The organism is Gimesia sp., from assembly GCF_048260065.1.
GTDB lineage: Bacteria > Planctomycetota > Planctomycetia > Planctomycetales > Planctomycetaceae > Gimesia.
The window spans coordinates 15526-35426 of the sequence record NZ_JBLXHC010000010.1 but is presented as its reverse complement, the minus strand read 5'-3'; the positions used below and the strand labels follow the sequence as shown (position 1 = coordinate 35426).

Annotated in this window: 18 protein-coding genes; 8 read left to right on the top strand and 10 right to left on the bottom strand. The window is 51.1% G+C overall.

What is annotated here, in order from left to right:
• Positions 1-350: 350 nt before the first annotated feature.
• The 3 genes from ACN0YN_RS18475 to ACN0YN_RS18465 all read right to left on the bottom strand — a co-directional run bounded on the left by ACN0YN_RS18475 (position 351) and on the right by ACN0YN_RS18465 (position 3145).
• Positions 351-512, bottom strand: coding sequence for a hypothetical protein (locus ACN0YN_RS18475; protein WP_417386481.1), 162 nt, complete (start codon positions 510-512; stop codon positions 351-353).
• Positions 513-938: 426 nt separating this feature from the next.
• A complete protein-coding gene (locus ACN0YN_RS18470) occupies positions 939-2600 on the bottom strand; it encodes a hypothetical protein (protein WP_417386480.1) in 1662 nt (553 codons plus the stop codon).
• 5 nt (positions 2601-2605) lie between these two features.
• Positions 2606-3145: a sigma-70 family RNA polymerase sigma factor gene (locus ACN0YN_RS18465; protein ID WP_417386479.1), complete on the bottom strand. Its 540-nt coding sequence runs from the start codon at positions 3143-3145 to the stop codon at positions 2606-2608.
• 646 nt (positions 3146-3791) lie between these two features.
• On the opposite strand from ACN0YN_RS18465, the gene ACN0YN_RS18460 reads away from it, so the two are divergent.
• Positions 3792-4292, top strand: coding sequence for a hypothetical protein (locus ACN0YN_RS18460; protein ID WP_417386478.1), 501 nt, complete (start codon positions 3792-3794; stop codon positions 4290-4292).
• Between the two features lie 273 nt (positions 4293-4565).
• Positions 4566-5654, top strand: coding sequence for a bifunctional transcriptional activator/DNA repair enzyme AdaA (locus ACN0YN_RS18455; RefSeq protein WP_417386477.1), 1089 nt, complete (start codon positions 4566-4568; stop codon positions 5652-5654).
• 274 nt (positions 5655-5928) lie between these two features.
• Here the strand turns inward: ACN0YN_RS18455 and ACN0YN_RS18450 are convergent, their stop codons facing one another.
• Entirely contained in the window at positions 5929-6471 is a 543-nt protein-coding gene (locus ACN0YN_RS18450) for a DUF1572 family protein (RefSeq protein ID WP_417386476.1), read from the bottom strand.
• Between the two features lie 144 nt (positions 6472-6615).
• On the opposite strand from ACN0YN_RS18450, the gene ACN0YN_RS18445 reads away from it, so the two are divergent.
• Positions 6616-8199 carry a leucine-rich repeat domain-containing protein gene (locus ACN0YN_RS18445; RefSeq protein ID WP_417386475.1) on the top strand — a complete coding sequence of 528 codons (1584 nt, stop codon included), beginning with the start codon at positions 6616-6618 and terminating at the stop codon, positions 8197-8199.
• 23 nt (positions 8200-8222) lie between these two features.
• Here ACN0YN_RS18445 and ACN0YN_RS18440 read toward each other — a convergent pair whose 3' ends face one another.
• The gene (locus ACN0YN_RS18440; protein WP_417386474.1) at positions 8223-8753 is read right to left on the bottom strand and encodes a hypothetical protein; all 531 of its coding nucleotides are present in this window, start codon (positions 8751-8753) and stop codon (positions 8223-8225) included.
• A 65-nt stretch (positions 8754-8818) separates the two neighbouring features.
• On the opposite strand from ACN0YN_RS18440, the gene ACN0YN_RS18435 reads away from it, so the two are divergent.
• From ACN0YN_RS18435 to ACN0YN_RS18420, 4 genes are all read left to right on the top strand, one after another.
• The gene (locus tag ACN0YN_RS18435) at positions 8819-10252 is read left to right on the top strand and encodes a leucine-rich repeat domain-containing protein (protein ID WP_417386473.1); all 1434 of its coding nucleotides are present in this window, start codon (positions 8819-8821) and stop codon (positions 10250-10252) included.
• Positions 10253-10501: 249 nt separating this feature from the next.
• Complete coding sequence (locus ACN0YN_RS18430) at positions 10502-10981, top strand: hypothetical protein (RefSeq protein ID WP_417386472.1); 480 nt, start codon at positions 10502-10504, stop codon at positions 10979-10981.
• Positions 10982-11012: 31 nt separating this feature from the next.
• Positions 11013-11255 carry a hypothetical protein gene (locus ACN0YN_RS18425; protein WP_417386471.1) on the top strand — a complete coding sequence of 81 codons (243 nt, stop codon included), beginning with the start codon at positions 11013-11015 and terminating at the stop codon, positions 11253-11255.
• 15 nt (positions 11256-11270) lie between these two features.
• Entirely contained in the window at positions 11271-11759 is a 489-nt protein-coding gene (locus ACN0YN_RS18420; RefSeq protein WP_417386470.1) for a DUF4304 domain-containing protein, read from the top strand.
• Positions 11760-11766: 7 nt separating this feature from the next.
• Here the strand turns inward: ACN0YN_RS18420 and ACN0YN_RS18415 are convergent, their stop codons facing one another.
• Together ACN0YN_RS18415 and ACN0YN_RS18410 are read right to left on the bottom strand one after the other, a co-directional pair.
• A complete protein-coding gene (locus ACN0YN_RS18415; protein ID WP_417386469.1) occupies positions 11767-12888 on the bottom strand; it encodes a potassium channel family protein in 1122 nt (373 codons plus the stop codon).
• A 121-nt stretch (positions 12889-13009) separates the two neighbouring features.
• Positions 13010-15124: a glutamine synthetase III gene (locus ACN0YN_RS18410; RefSeq protein WP_417386682.1), complete on the bottom strand. Its 2115-nt coding sequence runs from the start codon at positions 15122-15124 to the stop codon at positions 13010-13012.
• 1090 nt (positions 15125-16214) lie between these two features.
• Here ACN0YN_RS18410 and ACN0YN_RS18405 point away from each other — a divergent pair.
• Complete coding sequence (locus tag ACN0YN_RS18405) at positions 16215-16643, top strand: hypothetical protein (RefSeq protein ID WP_417386468.1); 429 nt, start codon at positions 16215-16217, stop codon at positions 16641-16643.
• A 170-nt stretch (positions 16644-16813) separates the two neighbouring features.
• Here the strand turns inward: ACN0YN_RS18405 and ACN0YN_RS18400 are convergent, their stop codons facing one another.
• From ACN0YN_RS18400 to ACN0YN_RS18390, 3 genes are all read right to left on the bottom strand, one after another.
• Positions 16814-17122: a hypothetical protein gene (locus tag ACN0YN_RS18400; protein WP_417386467.1), complete on the bottom strand. Its 309-nt coding sequence runs from the start codon at positions 17120-17122 to the stop codon at positions 16814-16816.
• A 46-nt stretch (positions 17123-17168) separates the two neighbouring features.
• Positions 17169-18194 (bottom strand): endonuclease/exonuclease/phosphatase family protein, encoded by a 1026-nt coding sequence (locus tag ACN0YN_RS18395; RefSeq protein ID WP_417386466.1) that lies wholly within the window; start codon positions 18192-18194, stop codon positions 17169-17171.
• Positions 18195-18313: 119 nt separating this feature from the next.
• Entirely contained in the window at positions 18314-19786 is a 1473-nt protein-coding gene (locus ACN0YN_RS18390) for a metallophosphoesterase (RefSeq protein ID WP_417386465.1), read from the bottom strand.
• Between the last annotated feature and the right edge of the window lie 115 nt (positions 19787-19901).

The following is a 19901-nucleotide window of genomic DNA, read 5'->3' as shown; positions in this document are numbered from 1 at the left end:
ACATACGATTAGTAAACATGCAAGCAAAAAGTGATGCTCATTTTCTAATTGTTCGCAAAGCAGTCAGGCTGTCCAACCGGTAATTCTGGAATTTGCGATTAATCAGTTGAATTACTCAACAGAGAGGGAAGAGGATAGAATGATCTGTTTTCCAATCGGACATTTTCCTCTTTTAAAGACGATGATGGGAACTGACCATTCGGCAAAAACGAAATGCCAGCAACCGGGTGGAGTGTCGTTCTCAGAATCTTTCGCAAAGAAATGGCGCACCTGTTCTACTAATTCACAGATTTCAAATCAACTCCATCAGCACCAGCATAACAGCCCTGCACGGACGATGAATAAAACGGCTATTCAATACGGGGGATCGCCATATGCAATGTATAGAAGTATAAAAGCGAACCATAAAAAAGATCCCAGATAAAGGTATATTCACCTGGTTTCTCGCGTACCAGCGCGATGATCAACAGCAGCGGATAGAATAACAGCAGGTAAGAGATGAGCAGCCACACGATCGGTCTGATGAATACACTGGGAGTACTGAGAAAATCGATGAGAAATCTGAGGTGACCAATTGCTGGCAGATACAAAAAAATAATCACAACAAAAGTGTGGATCCATAAAATGCGACGGACTGTTATGGAACACTGGTCCTTTGTAAAACTATCATGATGGTTCCATTCTAGTTCAACAGCTCTCACACTGCCAAAGAATTTCTCTCCAACGCACAGCTTGGGTGAGCCCGAATGCAATTCGGGCCGAGCGCAGCGAACAGGAAATTGTCAGCACAAGCGATCAACCCAACAACAGCATGCGATCTCCAGAAATGTAGGGGAGGACCCATGTGTCCTCCCGCCTGGCTCGTCACCCCGCATCACCAAACTCAAACAGCCGCGCGTTCCGCATCGTAAATTCTACACGTACCGGTTGCCCGATTATTACTGTTCGAGTACCAGTCGGGGGCGATCGGGATCGACGACCGAGGACCAGGTACTGCCGATGCGTACTTCATCGAACAGGTAGGCGCTATTCTTGCCTGCATGAAGCCGCACCACGTCAAACACGTTTGAGTCCTCGAAGGGAGTCGTGACACAGGTCCAGACCGGCGGTTCCTGATCCGGAATGGGTTCTGCTTCTGCAAACGCACGCATGAAGACCTGATCCGCCGCTTTTTCACTGGCGACAATTTTCGTGACGAACAGATATGTTTCACCGCTTTGCAGGGGGGGCGCTCTTTCGATGATCTGTGGTCCCGCCTGCAGAATCGCGTAGTTATTGATGCTCATCCCCATGCGGATTTTCTGGGGATCTTCCTGCTGGTCGGAAGGGAGCAGGGCGAAATTTCCATACTGGTAAGATTGATTTTTTTGATCTGTTTTGATTTTCTGCATGTAGAAACTGATGTAATAGATCGCGTTGATATCCATGCGAACTGGTTGCTTCAATTTACGAAAGAAAGAACTTGCTCCGCGGAGTTCGAGCAGCCCCAACTGGCTGGGAGCCACTTCGGTTCTGGCCAGTGATTCATGGGGGCGACTGAGTCCCTGGTTCGCTCTACCGCCGCTTTTCGGGGTCCGCCAGGGGTTCACCCAGCCGATTCCGGTGTTCTGCCATGGGGAAGTCTGCTCGGGATCAAGAATCTCCGGGGGATGAAAACTGTCATAGACCCGCAGTTCCTGTCGCTGTGCCTGTAAATTCTGTGGAGTTCCCGGAACTTCCCTTTTGAAGAGTTCCGGTTCCAGTTGAATATCTTCGATTTTCCTGTCGTTAAGATGCCGGGCCTGGCCCTTCTGGATGATCACCGATTCTGAAAACTGGTCATTCTTCTGATTGGGGGCGACCCGCACGGCACCTGCGAACACATGCAGATCGACTTCACCATCCCGATGAATCTGCGCGCCATATTCAGTGCCGATATCCTGCAAGGTGAGTAGAGGAGTGATCAGCGAAAATTCCGGTGCTGGATCATAACCGTGTAGAACGAGCTTGCCATAATCCAGTTCCGCGCGGCTGGACGTCACCAGGTTGATTTTGGTGGGCCCCTCAATAATCAGACGCACGCCCGTATCAAAGCGAAATTCAGCGACCCCCTGTTCCAGCACCAGGTCCTCCGACATCAGTCTCTGGCCGGAGAATTCAGGCGGAGACTCGCTGCCCCAGACGCAATCCGTAGAACGCGTGAGTGTGGCGACATAAGTGCGTTCCGCTTTACTGGACTGCGGATCGGGTGTCTGGTTCCCTGGGAAAAACCCTGCGAAGCTCCATGCCAGCAGCAGTCCCACCAGCAGCGAGCAACTGGCAACGGCAGAATAACGCAGCATCGCCGTCCGCCTGACGACGATCGGCTGCGGGGAGGGCTGAGGTTGTTGAGCGTTTTGTTCCTTGAATGTCTGTTCCAGCGCCTCCAGACGTGCCTTCAGATCACTCTGCAGTCCCAGGTTGATGTCCAGGTAATCAAAGTAGTACTGCATCGCTTCGGGATTGGTCGAAAGAAATGCCTGGAACTGGTCGAACTCGGATTGCGAAATCTCTTCGTCCGGACTGTCTAACAGCCGGTTCAACAACGGTTCAAATTCGGGAGGAAGATCCTGGATTGACATTTTGCTTACTGCTCATTCCGCAGCTTACGCGAAATACACTCTGCCAGTTCCCGTCGGAGAATTGACATACGGTTATACAGCGTCTGGATCGATTTCTCTGTTGTTACGGCGATCTCCGCGATGGACTGTTTTTCAAAAACAGCATCCCGCAGCAGCTTCTGATCGGACGAGGTCAGGGAGCTTAAACATTCATGGAGATATTCAATCCGACTGTTGTAGTTAGATAAATGTTGCACTCGTTTCCGAGACATGGTTTCCAACAGGTCCTGATCGAAATAAAGTCGATCATGACGCACGCCTCTATAGTGATTCCGCGCTGTATAAAATGCAATCCCACAGGCCCAGGGAAAGAAATCTCGATCCCGATCGAACTCTTCGAATTTTTTCCAGAGAGTCAGGCAGACATGCTGGTAGACATCTTCCGCATCAGAATAATGAGGCACCAGTGTTCGGATATAATTAAAAATTCGAAAGCGGTCTTTATCTAACAGAGAGGTAAAGATCGATCTGGAACTGGAATTGAGCGACGAAACTGAATTCGGCATATACCCCGGAACTCCGTTCAGCAGAACTGCGTGGAATGCAACCACTCCATAGACTTGGAAAGAAACGTACAGCTGCATTTAATTGAGCAGACGTTTTTTTAAAACGGGTGTTTTCACCTGTCACTTATGTAAATAACAATACAAACGATTAGTAATCATGCAAGTGAAAAATTGAAATAGATCTTATCACTATTTGCAAAGCAGTGAGGCAGTTCAACCAGTAATTTTGAGATTTGCGATTTCTCAGTTGAATTGCTTAGTGGTGAGAAAAAAGAATAGAAATATCAGTTTTCAATTGGACAAAGTCCTTATTAAATACCGAATCCAGACTCAATTTCCAAAATCCCCCTGATTCTCAGACAGGTCTCGTACCATTCTTATTTTTTACAAGATTGAATATTGTATAAGCGGCACTTTTCTCGCAGTACCCTGGTAAGTATCTGAGCGGTTTCCTCTGACGAATGTATATATGGAATTTGATATAAATCGATCATCACTTAATTGACCACTAATGTACTATCTGTTCAAATATTGAATGGTGGTGTTTTGGCAACTATTGTACGCAAAGCACTTGGTATGGAAACGAGTTCACAGGATGGAGCACAGGACAAATGATGAAGTATCTAATTTAAAAAGGACAATTCAAATGTCTAACGAATCTTTCGACGCATCTCGAGGTACTGCTCTTTGGGCTTTTAATCAATTTAAGCAAGACGCATTAACTCAATTACTTCAGGATTTGGTCGAGGTGGAAGAAACTGGAATTTCAGAAGAGGTTTGCTTGAAAGTTCAAAATTCACTGAAGCAAATTGCAAATGCGGCTTCTGCAATTCCAGATGGAAGTTTTTTCAGTCGAGCGATCTGGGTAGATATTGATGCTTTTAGAGATTCATATAGAAAATGGAATGATGTAAAGGGAGAAAGTACAGAGTCGATTCAGGAACGAGACAAAATGCTTAGACAACTTCGAAATAAGCGACATCGTATCGCCTGTAAAACCCGTAAACATCAACATGTCCTTTCTACCGAATTAGATCTTGAAGTTGTTACAAGTATGTATGGAGCCTTCAGTCAATTAGTGACTGCAGTGCCAGAATTATTTGCGAATCTGGCAAAAGCCATTAACCGTTTTAACAACAAGAAATAAAAGTTTGAATTTTCTCTTTGGGATCAAAATGGAACCTACACAAAGAGCTTTAATATTTCGACTTGATACCGTGTGTTTGTATATTCCAGAGAGAAAAAATTAAAACTGCTTGTCAATAAGAAATCAGAATCCAGGATTCGAAGATAATCATTTTTTCTTTACTGATCCCCAAATATCTGTCCCCCCCAATTCTCTGTTCATTTCCCGGTTGTCGGCGAAGAGAGAGCAGATACCATGTTATAAAAGTAACTGGTAACCGAAGGGGTGTTCGAAATGAAACAGACAGAGTCATCACAGAACCACGCACAGAGTCTGCCGGACCGGGAGACGATGTATGACGCACTCGTGCAACGGGACAGCAGCTTTGAAGGGGTGTTCGTCGCTGCGATCCGCACGACGGGGATATTCTGTCGCCCCTCCTGTTCGGCCCGGAAACCCAGGCCCGAGAATGTCGAATACTTTCCCGACGCGAAAACCGCCCTCGCGAATGGTTACCGCGAATGCAAGATCTGTCGTCCGCTGGTCGCTTTGGGATCGACGCCCGACTGGCTGCAGCCTCTGATTGAAGAAGTCGAGCAGGATGCCACCATCCGTCTGCAGGCGGAAGATCTGCGCGAACGGGGTCTCGATCCGGTGCGTGTACGTCGCTGGTTTCAGAAACTGCATGGCATGAGCTTCAGCGCGTATCTGCGGATGCGGCGGATCAACCAGGCCTTCAGTCAGATTCAACACAAATCGTCCGTCACCGACGCCGCTTTTCAGAGCGGGTATGAATCACTCAGCGGGTTCGGTGAAGGCTTCAAAAAAACAATGGGGACCGCGCCGGCGAAAAGCAACGGTCAGCAGGTGATCGTTGTGAATCGGATCTTGACGCCGTTGGGGCCCATGCTGGCGGGGGCGACGAAGCAGGGGATCTGTCTGCTGGAATTCACCGACCGCCGCATGCTGGAGACACAAATCAATCGCCTGCAGAAACATTTGAAAGCCAAAGCGCTGCCCGGCGACAGCCGCTTCTTTCCTCTGCTGGAAGGACAGTTGGAGTCCTACTTTGCCGGGAAGCGGACGGAATTCGATCTGCCACTCATCACACCCGGCACCGAGTTCCAGCAGAAAGTCTGGGCGGCACTGCAAACCATTCCCTGCGGTGCGACCCGTTCTTATTCCGAACAGGCCGAGATCATCGGCCAGCCGACCGCTGTCCGCGCCGTCGCCCGCGCCAATGGCGATAACCGCATCGCGATTCTGATTCCCTGCCACCGCGTCATCGGAGCCGACGGCACCCTCACCGGTTACGGCGGCGGCTTATGGCGCAAAAAACGCCTGCTGGAAATCGAGCAGGGTACTGATGCCCCTGTAAAGTAAACCCAAGTACGTCGGCGCACATTCATTGACAGCGGGTGGCCGCGAATGCAATTCGCGGTTGTCAAAGACAACAGGAGGTTGCGGAGTGAACGAGAACTGGTGCTATGTTGTGCCTCAAGCTGTTATCGGTTTATTATAGGAATCCGGGTTTAGCGTTGGACGTGGGAACTGCGACCTCATGCTCGCTGCGCTCGGCCCGAATTGCATTCAGGCCCACCCTTTTTTCTTCCCGGTTCGTCACGATCCTAAAATCTGAGCGGCATGGGAGTTCAATTTACTTCCCCGGCTTTCCTTCTCCCCAGCGCTCCTTATTAAACTGCTCCGACTGACCGCGGGGAATTGTCAGCGTGTTCCATTCATCACCGGCCTGAATACGAGCGACCTGAATGATCTGTCCCACGTGATAACAGGTGTGTCCCAGGGAACGTTGGATTGCCAGCGGGACGGTGTGGGCATCGCCGCGGATATAAACGGTTTTTTCTAGATCCTCAGGCGTCAGGCTTTTCAGGGAATCGAACAGCGTCGTCCAGCCCTGTTCCCAGTAAGCCAGCAGTTCTTCGCGTGTGGCGAACGTATCGACAAATTCTTTATCCCGGTTCCGGTCCCGTTTTTCGCCGTCAGTTGTCAGAAAATCAGTCCACCGCGAAATCAGATTCCCGGCGACATGCTTCATGATCACCGTGATGGAATTCGTATGCTCGTGCAGAGCCGTACGCAGCCCTTCGTCCGAAACCTGTGCAATTGCACGTTCTGTCATCTGTTTATGAGACTCAAAAACATTGAGCGTCGCCGAGAGGAATGGTGTGAACTGATCCATCTGAAATCCCTTTATGTTTGTGTTGTCAGTGCCAGTTTCAGTCTGGAGAATGAATCGGCTTTTCGCAAGCGAAGAGACAAACCCTTGTGGAAATTCTGGTAAGCAGACTGTCTTCTGCTCTGGTAGATCTCTTATAATATAGGAATGATGCGTCAACCCTCCCGAAAGATTTTCGTTCTGCTGGGCTTTTGTGTGACAGTCGCCTGCGCTGCCTATGTGTGGCAGAAAGCCGATCGACCTGTTGTAGTGCAGCAGGCGCCACCTCCAGAGCCGACTGCCCTGGCAACGCTGCAGCAACTGAAACAGCTGGGAGCCCGCTGGAAACGGAACCAGGACGGGCAGGTCTACTGGCTGTTTCTGAAACGTCTCCCCCTGGCCGATGACGATCTGACCGTGCTGAAAGAACTGCCTGAAGTGCAGACGCTGACCCTGCGGGGCGTGCATACGATCAAAGGGAACCACTTCACAGATGACGGCCTGCGTCACGTGGGGCAACTGAAAAAACTGCGTTATCTCGACCTGAGTGTGAATTACCAGCTGACCGATGCGGGGCTGCGTCATCTGGAATCGCTCAAACAATTAGAGTATCTCGATCTGAGCGGCTGCCGCAGATTCTCCGACGCCTGTGGCGCATCGCTGGCACAACTGACCAGCCTGCGGACACTGAAGCTGAGGCAGACCTCGTTAACTCCTGATGTTCTGACTGCCTTGAGCCAGTTACCGGAACTGAAGCATTTGGCAGTCAAATATTCTAAAGGCATGTGGCTGAATGAAAACACGATTGTTCCTCTAGAAAAAATGCCCCTGGAAGAGTTGGAGGGTATGCTGATTAAGGATGAGAATCTTCCCTTAATCGCGCGGCTGAAATCATTGAAGTCGCTCCCCTTTGAACAGGACAGGTCGATCAAAGATGATCAACTGAGTTACCTCATTCATATCAGACAGATAAAAAAATTGAATGTCGTTCTCACCCGGGGAACCAGCGATACCTCGCAACTGATACAACTTCAGGCGCTGCCTGAACTGGAGACGCTTTCGATCAGTCTCGGGAAAAGCACTGAAGGAGATTCGCTCGACAGATCGGGACTGCTTGCCTTGGCAAAGATTCCTGCTCTGAAAGAGTTGGGAATAGGCTTAGTGAATGTACCGGTTCTGGAAGCAATCAGCCACTGCACTCAGGTCCAGAAACTGAAACTCAACGTAGATACCAGTCAGTTTCAACCGACCGATCTGGCGTACCTGAAAGAGATGAGTCGCCTGAAGGATCTCACAGTGCAGATTGCTCTCGTTTCGGACGATCTCTGGGCGACACTGGGGAAGGTGAAGTCTCTCGAAGAAATTTCGTTTAACTGGGGTTGGCCGCCACAAAAGGAACCCCCACCGTTTTCTATGACCAGCCTGAAACAGCTCCAGAACTTACCCCATCTCAAGGGGCTGGACCTGAATGGTTTTCCTGTGACCGATGAGGGACTGGGTTACCTCGGTCAATGTCGAGCTCTCGAAAGACTGGAGCTGAATCATGCTCCGATTACGAATGCGGGACTGCTGCAGTTACGCCATCTGTCTCACCTGAAGAAGCTCAGTTTTTATGGCAGCAAAATTGATATGGAGCCGGCTGTGGAACTGCATCAATTCATCCCACAGTGTCAAATCGAAGATAACTGGTGCTGTGGCTGCATGACCATTTATGCGGATCGACGTCTCACTCAGAAAGAAAAAGTGGATTGAGCAGCGCCGCCGGGGAAAGCAGGTCACCGCTGATAATCGGCCACAATGCCATCGACGGCTTCCGCCAGCGCGGGCGTCAGTACTTTCATTAACTGGCTCCCTTTCTTTTTGCGGCTCTGATTATAAATGAGATATCGGTATTTCGCTGCTTTCAGCAGGGGCAGCTGTTTTTGGGTGACGGAGCCATCCAGCTTCGCTTGCTCTGTTTGATCCTGCAGGCATGCTTTCTCATAGTTAAATTTGTGACTGTAAAGTTCACACCAGGGAAGCAGGCCGCCATTGAGTTTACGGGCTAACGCAGGCTGGTCTCCCTGGTTGAGGCGGATATCAAAATCGATCAGATTTTCCTGATCCTCTTCGAAGCCGCCGACAATCAGCAGTCCGCCCCCATTTACGCCGACCAATGATTTGCTCAAGATCGCTTCGGTATTGCTGGAGATCTGCCCGCCCAGCGCCAGAAAACGCAGATCAATGCCAACCGACCGCGCGATGTCAACCAGCTTGCGACCATTGATGGCCCGTTTGGTGGTATAAACGGCTAAACAGTTTTGCATGGAATGCTCCCGATGTTTTTCCGGCTGTAGCTGAAATGTGCTTTCGATGTAAGGTGCCAGAGTCTATGATAGTCTGTATGAAACATCCGTTCAAAGTAACCTGTTCGACTTTATTTCTCTTCAGCAGTTTCTGCTGTCTGTCTGGCTGCGGTGAACCTCCGATCCCGACACAGACGGCTTCACTTTCGACAGAAGGCAGTGGCGAATTTTCGTCGATTCCGCGGGACGAAGGTAAAAAACCGGAAGAAACGGAACTCGATTACCTTCTCAGAAAAGGGGGCATTGATCGCATTAATCCTGAAGAAGGGGGAGGCTATTATTTTTCCAATTACTTCGACTACTGTAGCGAAGACGAATTGCCCATGCTGACCCGGGTCGAAGGACTGCGCGCATTTGATATGTTTGACGGAAATTCATTCAGTCCGGCTGGCTGGAAACAGATTGGTCAGATCTCCGGGTTGGAAGCGTTTAACGTCTCGTGTCAATCTGTGACTGATGAGCATCTGACTGGTCTGCACGGCCTGTCGCATCTGAAAGACCTGAAAATCGTCACACGTGGTGTGAAGCAAAGTCCCATTTCCGATCAGGGGCTACAGGTGCTCTCCTCTTTTCCCGCCCTGCGCCGTCTGGTACTGCATAGTCGCGAGATCAACGTGCGTGGTTGCGAACTGATAGGCGACTGCACAGAACTCCGTGCGCTGGAACTGTGGGGACCGATCACAGACGAATGTCTCAAGCCCCTGGGGAAGCTGAAAAATCTCAAGCATCTGATTGTGGTAGGGACGTTTTCGGATGCCGGTCTGCAGCATCTGTCTGGATTAAAACAACTCACTCGCCTGGTACTCCACAGTGACCAGATGACAGGCAGCGGCTTAAACAGTTTTGCAGAGGCACCGGAATTACGGGAGTTCGGATTTTCCGGCAGTTCTGCAGGCAAAGCCACATTAAAACAACTGGACCAGTTGCCCGGTCTTGCCGTATTGAATCTCTCGACTCCATCAGTCAATGACACGGTTCTGCAGACCTTGCCCGATCTGCCTCAATTGGAAGCACTCTCCCTGAAAAACTCTAACATTACCGATAAAGGTCTGGATGCCCTGGTCAAGGTGAAAAATTTAAGGGAGCTGGTTTTGTACTCGACTGAGATTACGAATGCCGGTCTGACTCGACTGGAACCACTCCAGCAATTGCGATTGCTGGTGTTGGGAAATCCAGGCCATACGGAATTGATTACCGGGAAGGGACTGGAGCCGCTGACGAAACTGTCTCGACTGGAGGTACTCGACATAGACTATATAAACGCTGAGAAACTTGATTTACGCCCCCTGGCACGCTGCCCTTCTCTGGTGGAGGTGATCCTGAATTTCGGCTCTGATGATGTCCGGAAACGCTGGCAGGAAGTGCAGGTTGAACGACCTGAGCTGAAAAAAGTTCAAAAGATCATTCCTGTGACGCGACTTTTAGAAAAATATTTTGCCTCTTACGGTGAAATTCCCTGAAATTGTCGTCCTCTTCTTAGAAGCATAAATTATAACCAGCTTGCGACCATTGATGGCCCGTTTGGCGGTATAAACGGCTAAACAGTTTTGCATGGAATGCTCCCGATGTTTTTCCGGCTGCGGCTGAAATGTGCTTTCGATGTGAAGTGCCAGAGTCTATGATAAATGGTACGAGACAAATGTTCAAAGTCTGAGATGTTAATTCTCCGATTCAATCAATGGTATTAACCAGTTCAGGAACCAGAAACGTTGCAGGTCTTCACAAGTATCGCACATCTGATGACAGTTGCTGTTGCCGTCGGAGTCTCTCTGATTGTTTATCTCCGCCTGATCATGTTTCCGATGAAGCATGATTTTGAAATCGAACTGGTGGCACAGCTTGCAGCTGCACTGACAATGCTCTTAACTGGGCTGGGGTTGAAACTGATTCGCAGAAATCTCTCGCCGTCGATGAAATCAACGATTCTCTGGAAGGATGTCCTGTTTACATGCTGTGTGGTGGGAATACTTGTTTTAGTGCTCTTTTTTTCAATGATGTCGATGGGACTGGGGTTAGTGATTCTGATACCGTTTTTAGGTTGGTTATCGACATTGCAAAATGGTCTGATCCTGATCGCGCTGTGTGCTGGTTTCAGCGCATATGTCGTCCTGCTCGCCAGTCTGGCATTGATCTATCCCTTTCTGTTTTCCCTGCAGTTCAACGAAATCTCCACTTACGAACTGCCGTGACGAAGCGATAATTTATTTACAGGATAAAATCATGCAAAGAATGAACCCCTGGATGTTACTGGTTACCGCAATCTTTTTCTCGATTACATTCTATTTCGGTGAGGGTAATACAGGAATGATTGCCGTCGGACTGCTGGTGCTGTTCAACCTGGTCACACTCTATCTGTTACAACTGCAGAAAGAAAACGACGAACTTCGCGCACGACTGGATGTATTGGAAGGCAAAGAGACTGCAGAAGAACTGCCTGAAAACCGGGCAGTGGTCCCTCGTTGATCAAGCTGTAATGATATGATCACAACACAGCACCTGAAGAATGCGATGGATACGGAACTGAAGCCGTATGGATTTCAACGCAAGGGTTCGAACTGGTATCTGTCCAGCGAAACAGTGATTGCGATGTTGAATCTGCAGAAGTCACAATATGGCGCGACTTATTTTCTGAATCTCGGTTTCTGGTTACAGCGGATTGAACACAACGATTTTCCCCGTGAACATCAGTGTCATGTTCGCACGCGTGCCAGTTCACTCTGGCCTGAGGGAACGCCTCGCCCGGAAGCAGGTCCGCCTCGCATCGCCGACCTGCTGAATATCGACGACTATCCCTGTGACGATACGCAGCGTCTCGACCAACTCAGACAATTTATCGCGGTCAAACTGATACCTGTATTAAAAGCAGGTCTCACCATCGAGGGACTCAATCAGTTGCTGGCGGATCACGATGAGTTCCTGATTACCCTGGCTGCACGGACTGCTCTGAGATTAGCGCCACTTGACTGATTCCTTCTCACAGTTCCGCCGTCACGCCCCGATAGGTGATCTTAATTCCCTTGGCGGCGAATTTTTCGGAGAGATGCGGGATGTCGTTACTGTGTACCAGTACGATGACAGAGTCTCCTTCCAGTAAAATCGTATCGGGAGCGAGGTTCTGTTCGACTTCCCCGTCGGCGCGGCGGATGGCAACCACCAGGAATCCCCGATCGCTGCGGACTTCGATTTTATCGAGTGTCTTGTTGACAAACGTGGAGCCCGGCGTCACCTGCAGTTCTTCAAACTGCAGGCCGAAGTGACCCAGCTCGTCGGTAATCGCACCTTCGCTGGTCAGCTGCTCCAGCATGTTTTCCATTGTGGGACGCATAATCAGTTGCGCGACTTTGCTGGCACCGATTGCGGTGGGAAGTACCACACGGTTCGCGCCACAGCCCAGCAGCTTTTTTTCGGTCTTGGGATTTTCGCCGCGTGCGATGATCATCACATCCGGGTTCATCTCCCGTGCGGTAATCGTGACAAACACATTCGTCGCGTCGGCTGAAAGGACGGTCGCCAGCACGGAGGCCCGGCGGATGCCCGCCTGTTCCAGGATGTATTCCTCAGAAGCATCGCCGTTGATCACCCAGTAGCCCTGATCTTCAGCCGCTTTCAGACGACGCTCGTCGCAGTCGATGACCACGAACGGTTTTTTGGCCGCGTGCAGGTTTTTGGCCAGGATCGAACCCATGCGTCCGACGCCACAAATGATGGTATGGCCCGACAGTCGTTCAATTTCTTTCGTCATTCTTCTCGCTCCCAGGGCACGGTTGAGTTCGCCATCAATGACCATCTGCATGAAACCGCCGATGGTGTAAATCACCGCTCCATAACCGGCAATGATCACCATGATCGTCAACGCCCGCAGCCCCGACGATTCAATCGGCTGCACTTCCCCGTAACCGACGCCGAAGATGGTGATGATGACCATGTAGATCGAATCTTCCAGCTTCCAGCCCGCGGAGACATAGCCAATGACGGCGACCAGGCAGATCGTAAAGAACAAGGCAATCCCGGTCATGATTTTACGGAACGGCCGGGAGTGACCTGGCTGGTTAAACTGAATCGGATCACCAGAGAATAATGATTCAGAATCCGACATGGCTGGGGGTCTCGATATCTGCGCTGAAGTCACACTTTTTCAGAAGACAACAGGAACAGAGCCGACTCAGCAAGACGCTGGTCGGCTCCGGTTCCGAAGACTCGATTGTTAACGACTGCTGTTATTTGATGAACAGCATTTCCTGGTAAGTTGGCAGCGGCCACAGATCGTCGGCCACAATACCTTCCAGTTCGTCTGCATATTCGCGGACTTTGTTCATCAGCGGCAGAATCGTATTGCAGTAGTAGTTTGCTTCGGCGAGCAGATCTTCCGATCCGTGCTCGGCACCGGCGGTTTCCAGTTCGCCAATACTGTCCTGCAATGCTTTGACCAGAGAAGTCACTTTATCCAGTGTCTTGGTGTCGAAATCGTAGTCCAGCATTTTCAGGCTGGCACAGTTGGAAACGAGTTCGCCCTGGTAACGGATGACAGCCGGGAAGATCATGGTCTTGGCCATCTTCAGTGTCAGGTTGTACTCGACTTTGATCGACATGACATACTGTTCAAGGTAGATTTCCAGGCGGCTTTCCAGTTCGCGTTCTGAAAGGACACTGTACTTCGTAAACAGTTCTTTGACTTCTTCGGTCTGCAGAATCGGCAGAGCATCGACGGTGGTTTTGAGGTTCAACAGACCCCGTTTTGCCGCTTCAGCGTGCCATTCATCACTGTAACCGTCGCCATTGAAGATGACGGCACCATGCTCATTGATGATTTCAGTCAGCAGTGACTGTAGAGCAGAGTTCAGTTTAGAAGAGTCGCCACCGGTGGCTTCTTCCAGTTTGGTCGCACAGTAATCCAGTGATTCAGCAACGATGGTATTCATTGCAACCAGTGGACCGGCGATAGACTGGTTAGAACCGACAGCACGGAATTCAAAACGGTTACCGGTGAAAGCGAACGGGCTGGTTCGGTTACGGTCACCGGCATCTTTCGGCAGTGGAGGCAGAACGTCGACACCAACGGTCAGCGTACCTTTAGGAATCGAAGAGTTAGCACCACCGGCTTTGATCTGTTCGAAGACGTCGGTCAGCTGATCACCCAGGAAGACTGAGATGATGGCTGGAGGAGCTTCGTTGGCTCCCAGACGATGGTCGTTACTGGCGGAAGCCACAACGGAACGCAGCAGACCCTGGAACTTGTGAACCGCACGGATGACGGCGGCACAGAACAGCAGGAACTGAGCATTTTCGTGAGGTGTATCGCCAGGATCAAGCAGGTTGCCCTGTGAAGAGCTGCCCATGGACCAGTTGACGTGTTTCCCTGAACCGTTTACGCCGGCAAAAGGTTTTTCGTGAGTCAGACAGACCATGCCGTATTTTTCTGCAGTACGACGCAGTGTGGTCATCAGCAGCTGCTGATGGTCGGTCGCGATGTTAGCGGATTCGAACAGCGGAGCAATTTCGAACTGTCCGGGAGCCACTTCGTTGTGACGGGTTTTCACGGGAATACCCAGTTTGAACAGTTCGCGTTCGGCTTCAAACATGAATGACAGCACGCGGTCTGGAATCGCACCGAAGTAGTGATCGTCAAATTCCTGTCCCTTGGGAGGCTTGGCGCCAAACAGGGTACGACCGGCGTTGAGCAGGTCGGGACGGGCGTAGAAGAAGTTCTTGTCGATCAGGAAGTATTCCTGTTCCGGACCGGCGGTCGATGAAACCAGGCTGCCGTCAGTGTGACCGAACAGCTTCAGGATTCTCTGAGCCTGGGCATTCAGAGCCTGCATGGAACGCAGTACGGGAGTTTTCTTGTCGAGGGCTTCCCCGGTCCAGGAAACGAAGGCAGTGGGAATGCAGAGGGTCGTTCCGTTGGTGTTTTCCAGAATGTAAGCCGGGCTGGTCACGTCCCAGATGGTGTAACCGCGGGCTTCGAAAGTAACACGGATACCACCAGTCGGGAAGCTGGAACCATCGGGCTCGCCCTGGATCAGCTGTGAACCACTGAATTCAGCGATCGCACCGCCGTCTCCATCGGGAGAGAGGAAGCTGTCGTGCTTTTCTGCGGTCGAACCGGTCAGCGGATAGAACACGTGTGCGTAGTGAGTGGCACCCTTTTCGATGGCCCAGTCTTTGATCGCGGAAGCAACAACGTCTGCAGTAGAGCAGTCCAGTTTCTCACCAGCTTCGATGGTCTTTACCAGTTTCTTGTAGACTTCTTTGGGCAGTCGTTTTTTCATGGCCGACTTGGAGAAGACGTTGGCGTTGAAGAGCTGTGAAGTTGGTTCTTCTTTGTAGTTCATCGGTGGGTAGCTCGGCTTATAGCTGGTGACGGCGGCGATGGCGGCGGAACGGGCCGTACCAACGGAGGTTTTGGTACCATTGGTGCCACCGGAGAACGAAGTGGATGCATTCGAAGTTGCTGTGTTCACTGTTTTGACCTTTTCATTGGGCGATTAAAACTACTGACAAAACTGTTGGAACTTGTGAGATCCATCAGAAAAACTGGCTTGATATCCAGGACAATTACTTTTCTTAAGATGTTTAATTCTTCTGAGTGATTCGCAATCGACTTGAAAACCTGGTTTGTGCCAATGGTCAGATGTACCGTGGGCTCGCGCCAAATTGCTCAGAACTTTTGTGAAATTAAGAAGTAGTAATTATTACAAAGCAGAATATGTGCCAAACTTCAGCAGATTTAGGATTTCCAGACTCCCTGCGCAGTCGCTGTCACGCGGACTCGGCGCTACTATGACAGATTGACATTCTAATCCACTGCATCTTCGGCATTTGAGTGAACCGAGCCCCCTTTTTCGAACTCCCGCTGATCGTCGAATCAGGGGCCTTAAATTCACGGGATCTCTTACAACCTGCCCACGGCTGTATTTCCTTAATTTTCCTATGCAAATAGAGCACGCATTCTCTGCCTGAAAAAACAGCACAGCATTTCAGCAGCCTTCATTCAGGGCAGATTCAGCGGACTGGAGGGTAGGGGCTTTGAGTGAATTCTAACGATTCATATGAGCGATCATTGATGAATGAAAGCCTCTGTCATGCAAGTCATTTTGAAGATGCAGCAGGCGATTTCAGCAGGATCAGATTCGCCAGTAAGAGCCGATGATCGGTGTCAGACGCGACTTCCACAGATACCTGTACAGACTCGAGGAAATGATCAATCGAAATCGGTCCATCAGCAGTAGCCGCGTCGAGTTGAGAGGGGTCGTCTGGGCCTGTGTTACCTGGAAACTCTAAATCGCTGACTCCAGATTCAAGTCTATCCGTCCTTTCTTTTATGGTTTAAGATCTGCTCGCCTGGATGGTGGTGGCTGCGACCCCTCATTGGATTGGGGAACGCCGGGGATGACCTTATCAATTCAAGTTGACAGGAATCGCATGATGAGATGGATCTTGATGCTACTGATCCTCTGCAGCGGCTGTACTGCGCCCCTGGAACTGCATGATATCGCAGACTTACGAGTGGACCAGGATCGCTGCCACATCCACAATGAACAACTCAAGGAAGACATTAACTCCGTCGAGGATTTCAACGGGACGGACTACAATCGTGTCAGTTATTTCTTCAACTACACGGAAGTCCGGCGTGAGTTGTTTCCCTATGCGTTTGATGATCAGGGTGACGTGACAGGCAATGGCGTCGCGCTGGTCAAGTATTGTCCCCGTTGTCGTGCCGCAAAACAGCAGTTCATAGCCGACTACCCGATTCTTGAAGATCCTGAAAAAGGGTATTGGAAAAAAGAGGGCTGTGGCTTCGATGCAAAGCTGTATATCAAAGATCATCCCCCCGTCGTCTCCGGTAAATGAACATGAAATTGATCTATCGGTATATCCTGTTAGCCGCAGGGCGTTATCACCGGTTCTAGCAAAGCTCAGTGATGATGATGGTCACTTTCTTGTGAATCAACATCAGAATTATTAAAGAAATCTGATCTGACAACCAAATAAAAATCAGCCGGTCCGACGAACTGGACCCGTTACCGGGATTCCGCACCGAAGAGAAACGTCTCAAAGTTCTGCTGTAATGTTGAATCAGCGAACTTCTCCGATGATTCTGAAACGTCCAATCCTCGTTGCTCCAGCCAGTCCTGTAAATGGGCCAGCAGCACGCTAACCGCTTCGTTTTTCGTGATCAGTCCTTTTTCGACCTGCCGACGCAATTGTTTCTCGTTTTCTTTCTGGATCAGAAAGGATTGCGTTTCCTGCAATGTCGCCAGCCCCAAGTCTGCAGTAAACTGCAGCTCGTCTAGCAACGGCCCCAACGGCGGTAATTGATTCTGATTCATTGTTGCTTACCTCTTGGAAAACATTTCTTAGTTCCAGATCGACGACTCATTCCTCACCCGGCTCCAGCAGTAGATCCGCAATCACCGACCGGTGGTCAGTATCTTCACTCAGTTCAGCGATGACCCGCAGCGGCTGGAAGCGATGGTCGCAGCGCACCTGGTCAATTCGCAGGAACGGAGCCTCGTTGGTAATCGTGTTTCCCCAGCCAACACCGGTTGTGGTAAAGGCGTCGCGCAGATTCGTCGGCAGTTCGTTGAAGATCGGATCGCGCGGGTTGACGTTGAAATCGCCCCCCACAATCACAGGCAGATCGGTCGGCAGTTCTGACAGGCGACGACTGAGCTGCTGCAGCTCATCCCGCTGATGAATTCGCTGATCACGGTAGGCACGCCAGCACTCCGGGTTCCACAGGTCCGCGCGAAATGGGGGCGGCGTCAGACGCAACGAAACGACGATGACCTCCTGGCCCGGTTTGACACTGACTTTGCCGATCGTGTAATTCACAGACGACGCCAGCGGTTCGATGGGAGTGCGACTCAGAATCGAAGCATCCACGCCCGCCAGCAGACCGAAATTTTCACCCAGCATGATTTGACCCACCTCGCGCAGCGTTCCCGCGCCCGGTGTCTCCTGAATCAGAATCAGGTCGGGCTGCCAGCGATCCAATGCTGCGACGGCGCGGCTGCTGCTATGCGCGTTGAGTGAAATGACCCGCAGTGCATTCTCTTCTGTCGGATGCGACTCTGCGGCGGCACTACTTTGCCACAATCCCCGCCAGAGACTCAAAGGCGTATCTGCAAATACAACCAGGAACAGAAACCAGAGGCCGATGGACGTCAACGCGATCCGCTGTCGTTTGGTCCGTAACAGAATCAACGCCAGACAGAGTCCGCCAACAAACCAGCACCAGCTCGGATAAACGGTTACCGCGGCGCAGGCATCGGGTTGCCACTGATAACAGGCACTGACGCCAATCCACAGCAACAGTGTGATTGCAGTGGTGATGCACGCGACAAATCGATCCAGCCTGCTTTCAGGGTTAGAAACAGGTTGTGGCTCGGGTTCAGTCATACGAGGCTTCATTTCAGAGAGGAAACAGTGCGGAAAAAGATCGCCTCTGAAATTATAGTTGGTGCGCCCACTCCCGTCAGCGGTGAATGCTGACAAACTGCGCCCCGTTTCTCCACCCCTCAATCCTCCAGCGGCGGTGCCTGATCCTCAAATACGTTTTTCCCTGCTTTGTCCTTGGTAATCGTAAACTGATCGTACAGTTGACCGGTCACCGTTTTGGCCTGATACACCAGGCGGTCCTGCTCGACGGTAATCACCTGGTACAGCTGCTTGCCCTGGGCGCGGCGGCGGAAGGGATCTGTCTGAATGGTCTCAGCCGGGTACTCCTGCAGTTCATACATCTTCGGGCCGCTGACCGAGACGACATACACGGGGCCGCCCGACTGATCCGCCACCCGCAGTCCGGTTGCCACATTCTGTTCCGTTTCAATTTTTCGGCTGAGTTGCAGGTCGATCGGCCCGGTCCGTCCGTAGCTGTGATCGTGTCCCTGCAGTACCAGATCCACTTTGTACTTTTCATACAACCTCTGCCAGAGCTGTCGCAGTTCCGGATTATCCCGTTTTTTACTGGAAGAATAGATCGGATGATGATGCGTCAGAATCGTCCAGCGGTTCGGATTGTTCTGCAGGACTTTCTTCAGCCACTCTGCCTGTGCTTCGGTCTCGCGATTCGAATCCAGGCCGATGATTCGCACCCCCTGCACGTCGACATAAAAGATATTCTCTGTAGAACCCTCGGGCCCGTTGGCCGGAAACTCAAACCGCTGACCCCAGCGTCGACTCAGTGTCTTGGAAATCTTTTCCTCCCCTTCGGGTTTGTCGGCAAAGGGATCGCGTGCGTATTCATGGTTGCCGGGAACTGCCAGTTGGGGGACTGTATTGAAAATCCAGCCGCCGCCGTAAAACCATTGGCCCCACTCCTGGTCATTGTTTCCATGATTCACCAGATCCCCGGCATGCAGCATGAACGTCATCTGCGGGGCATCGCGATACGATTCTCGAATCAGCCGCGACCAGTGACTCTTGATATCGTTCTGGGCATCCCCGACGTACACGAACCGGACCGGCGCCACCACGTCTCCGTTTGACTTCTGCGCGGTGCGGTACTGAGTCCATTCGCTCCAGGCATAATCGGCGGTCATCGGCTCGACCTCCTCCCGATCTTCCTTAGCGAGGGGCACCGTTCGACGGCTCCCCACACGATAGACATACAGGGTGTTCGGCTTCAGATCCTTAAAGGTCGCCGCATGCATGTGCACGGTGCCCAGGTTCGTTTTCAGTGGGGAAGTCGTGGCTTCGACCACTTGCGCGTGCTTGAGAAACTCCGATCCCGTATCGGCAGGCGCAATCTCGGCGACGGCATCAGGACTCACTTTGCTCCGCCAGGTCACGGCAAACGAAGTCGCCGGATCCCCCTTCCACGAGAGCAGAATCCGGTCCGGCACATCCGTCGCCACCGGCAGTGTCGGTTCGACAATCATCTTTTCGTAATTCTTCTTGTGCTCCCATTTGGTTTTTTCCTCTCCCCGGGCCGGCACAGCCAGACAGCAACAGACAGTCAGCAGGCACGATGCGGGAATCAATTTGAACATGGGAAACGTCCTTCTGGTGGAGAGAAAACAAAGGGGAAGCACGAGCAATCCTTCACCCCGATCATTCAAGTTCACACCAGTCTAACAAATCCTAGCGGCAAAAATGATGAAGCTT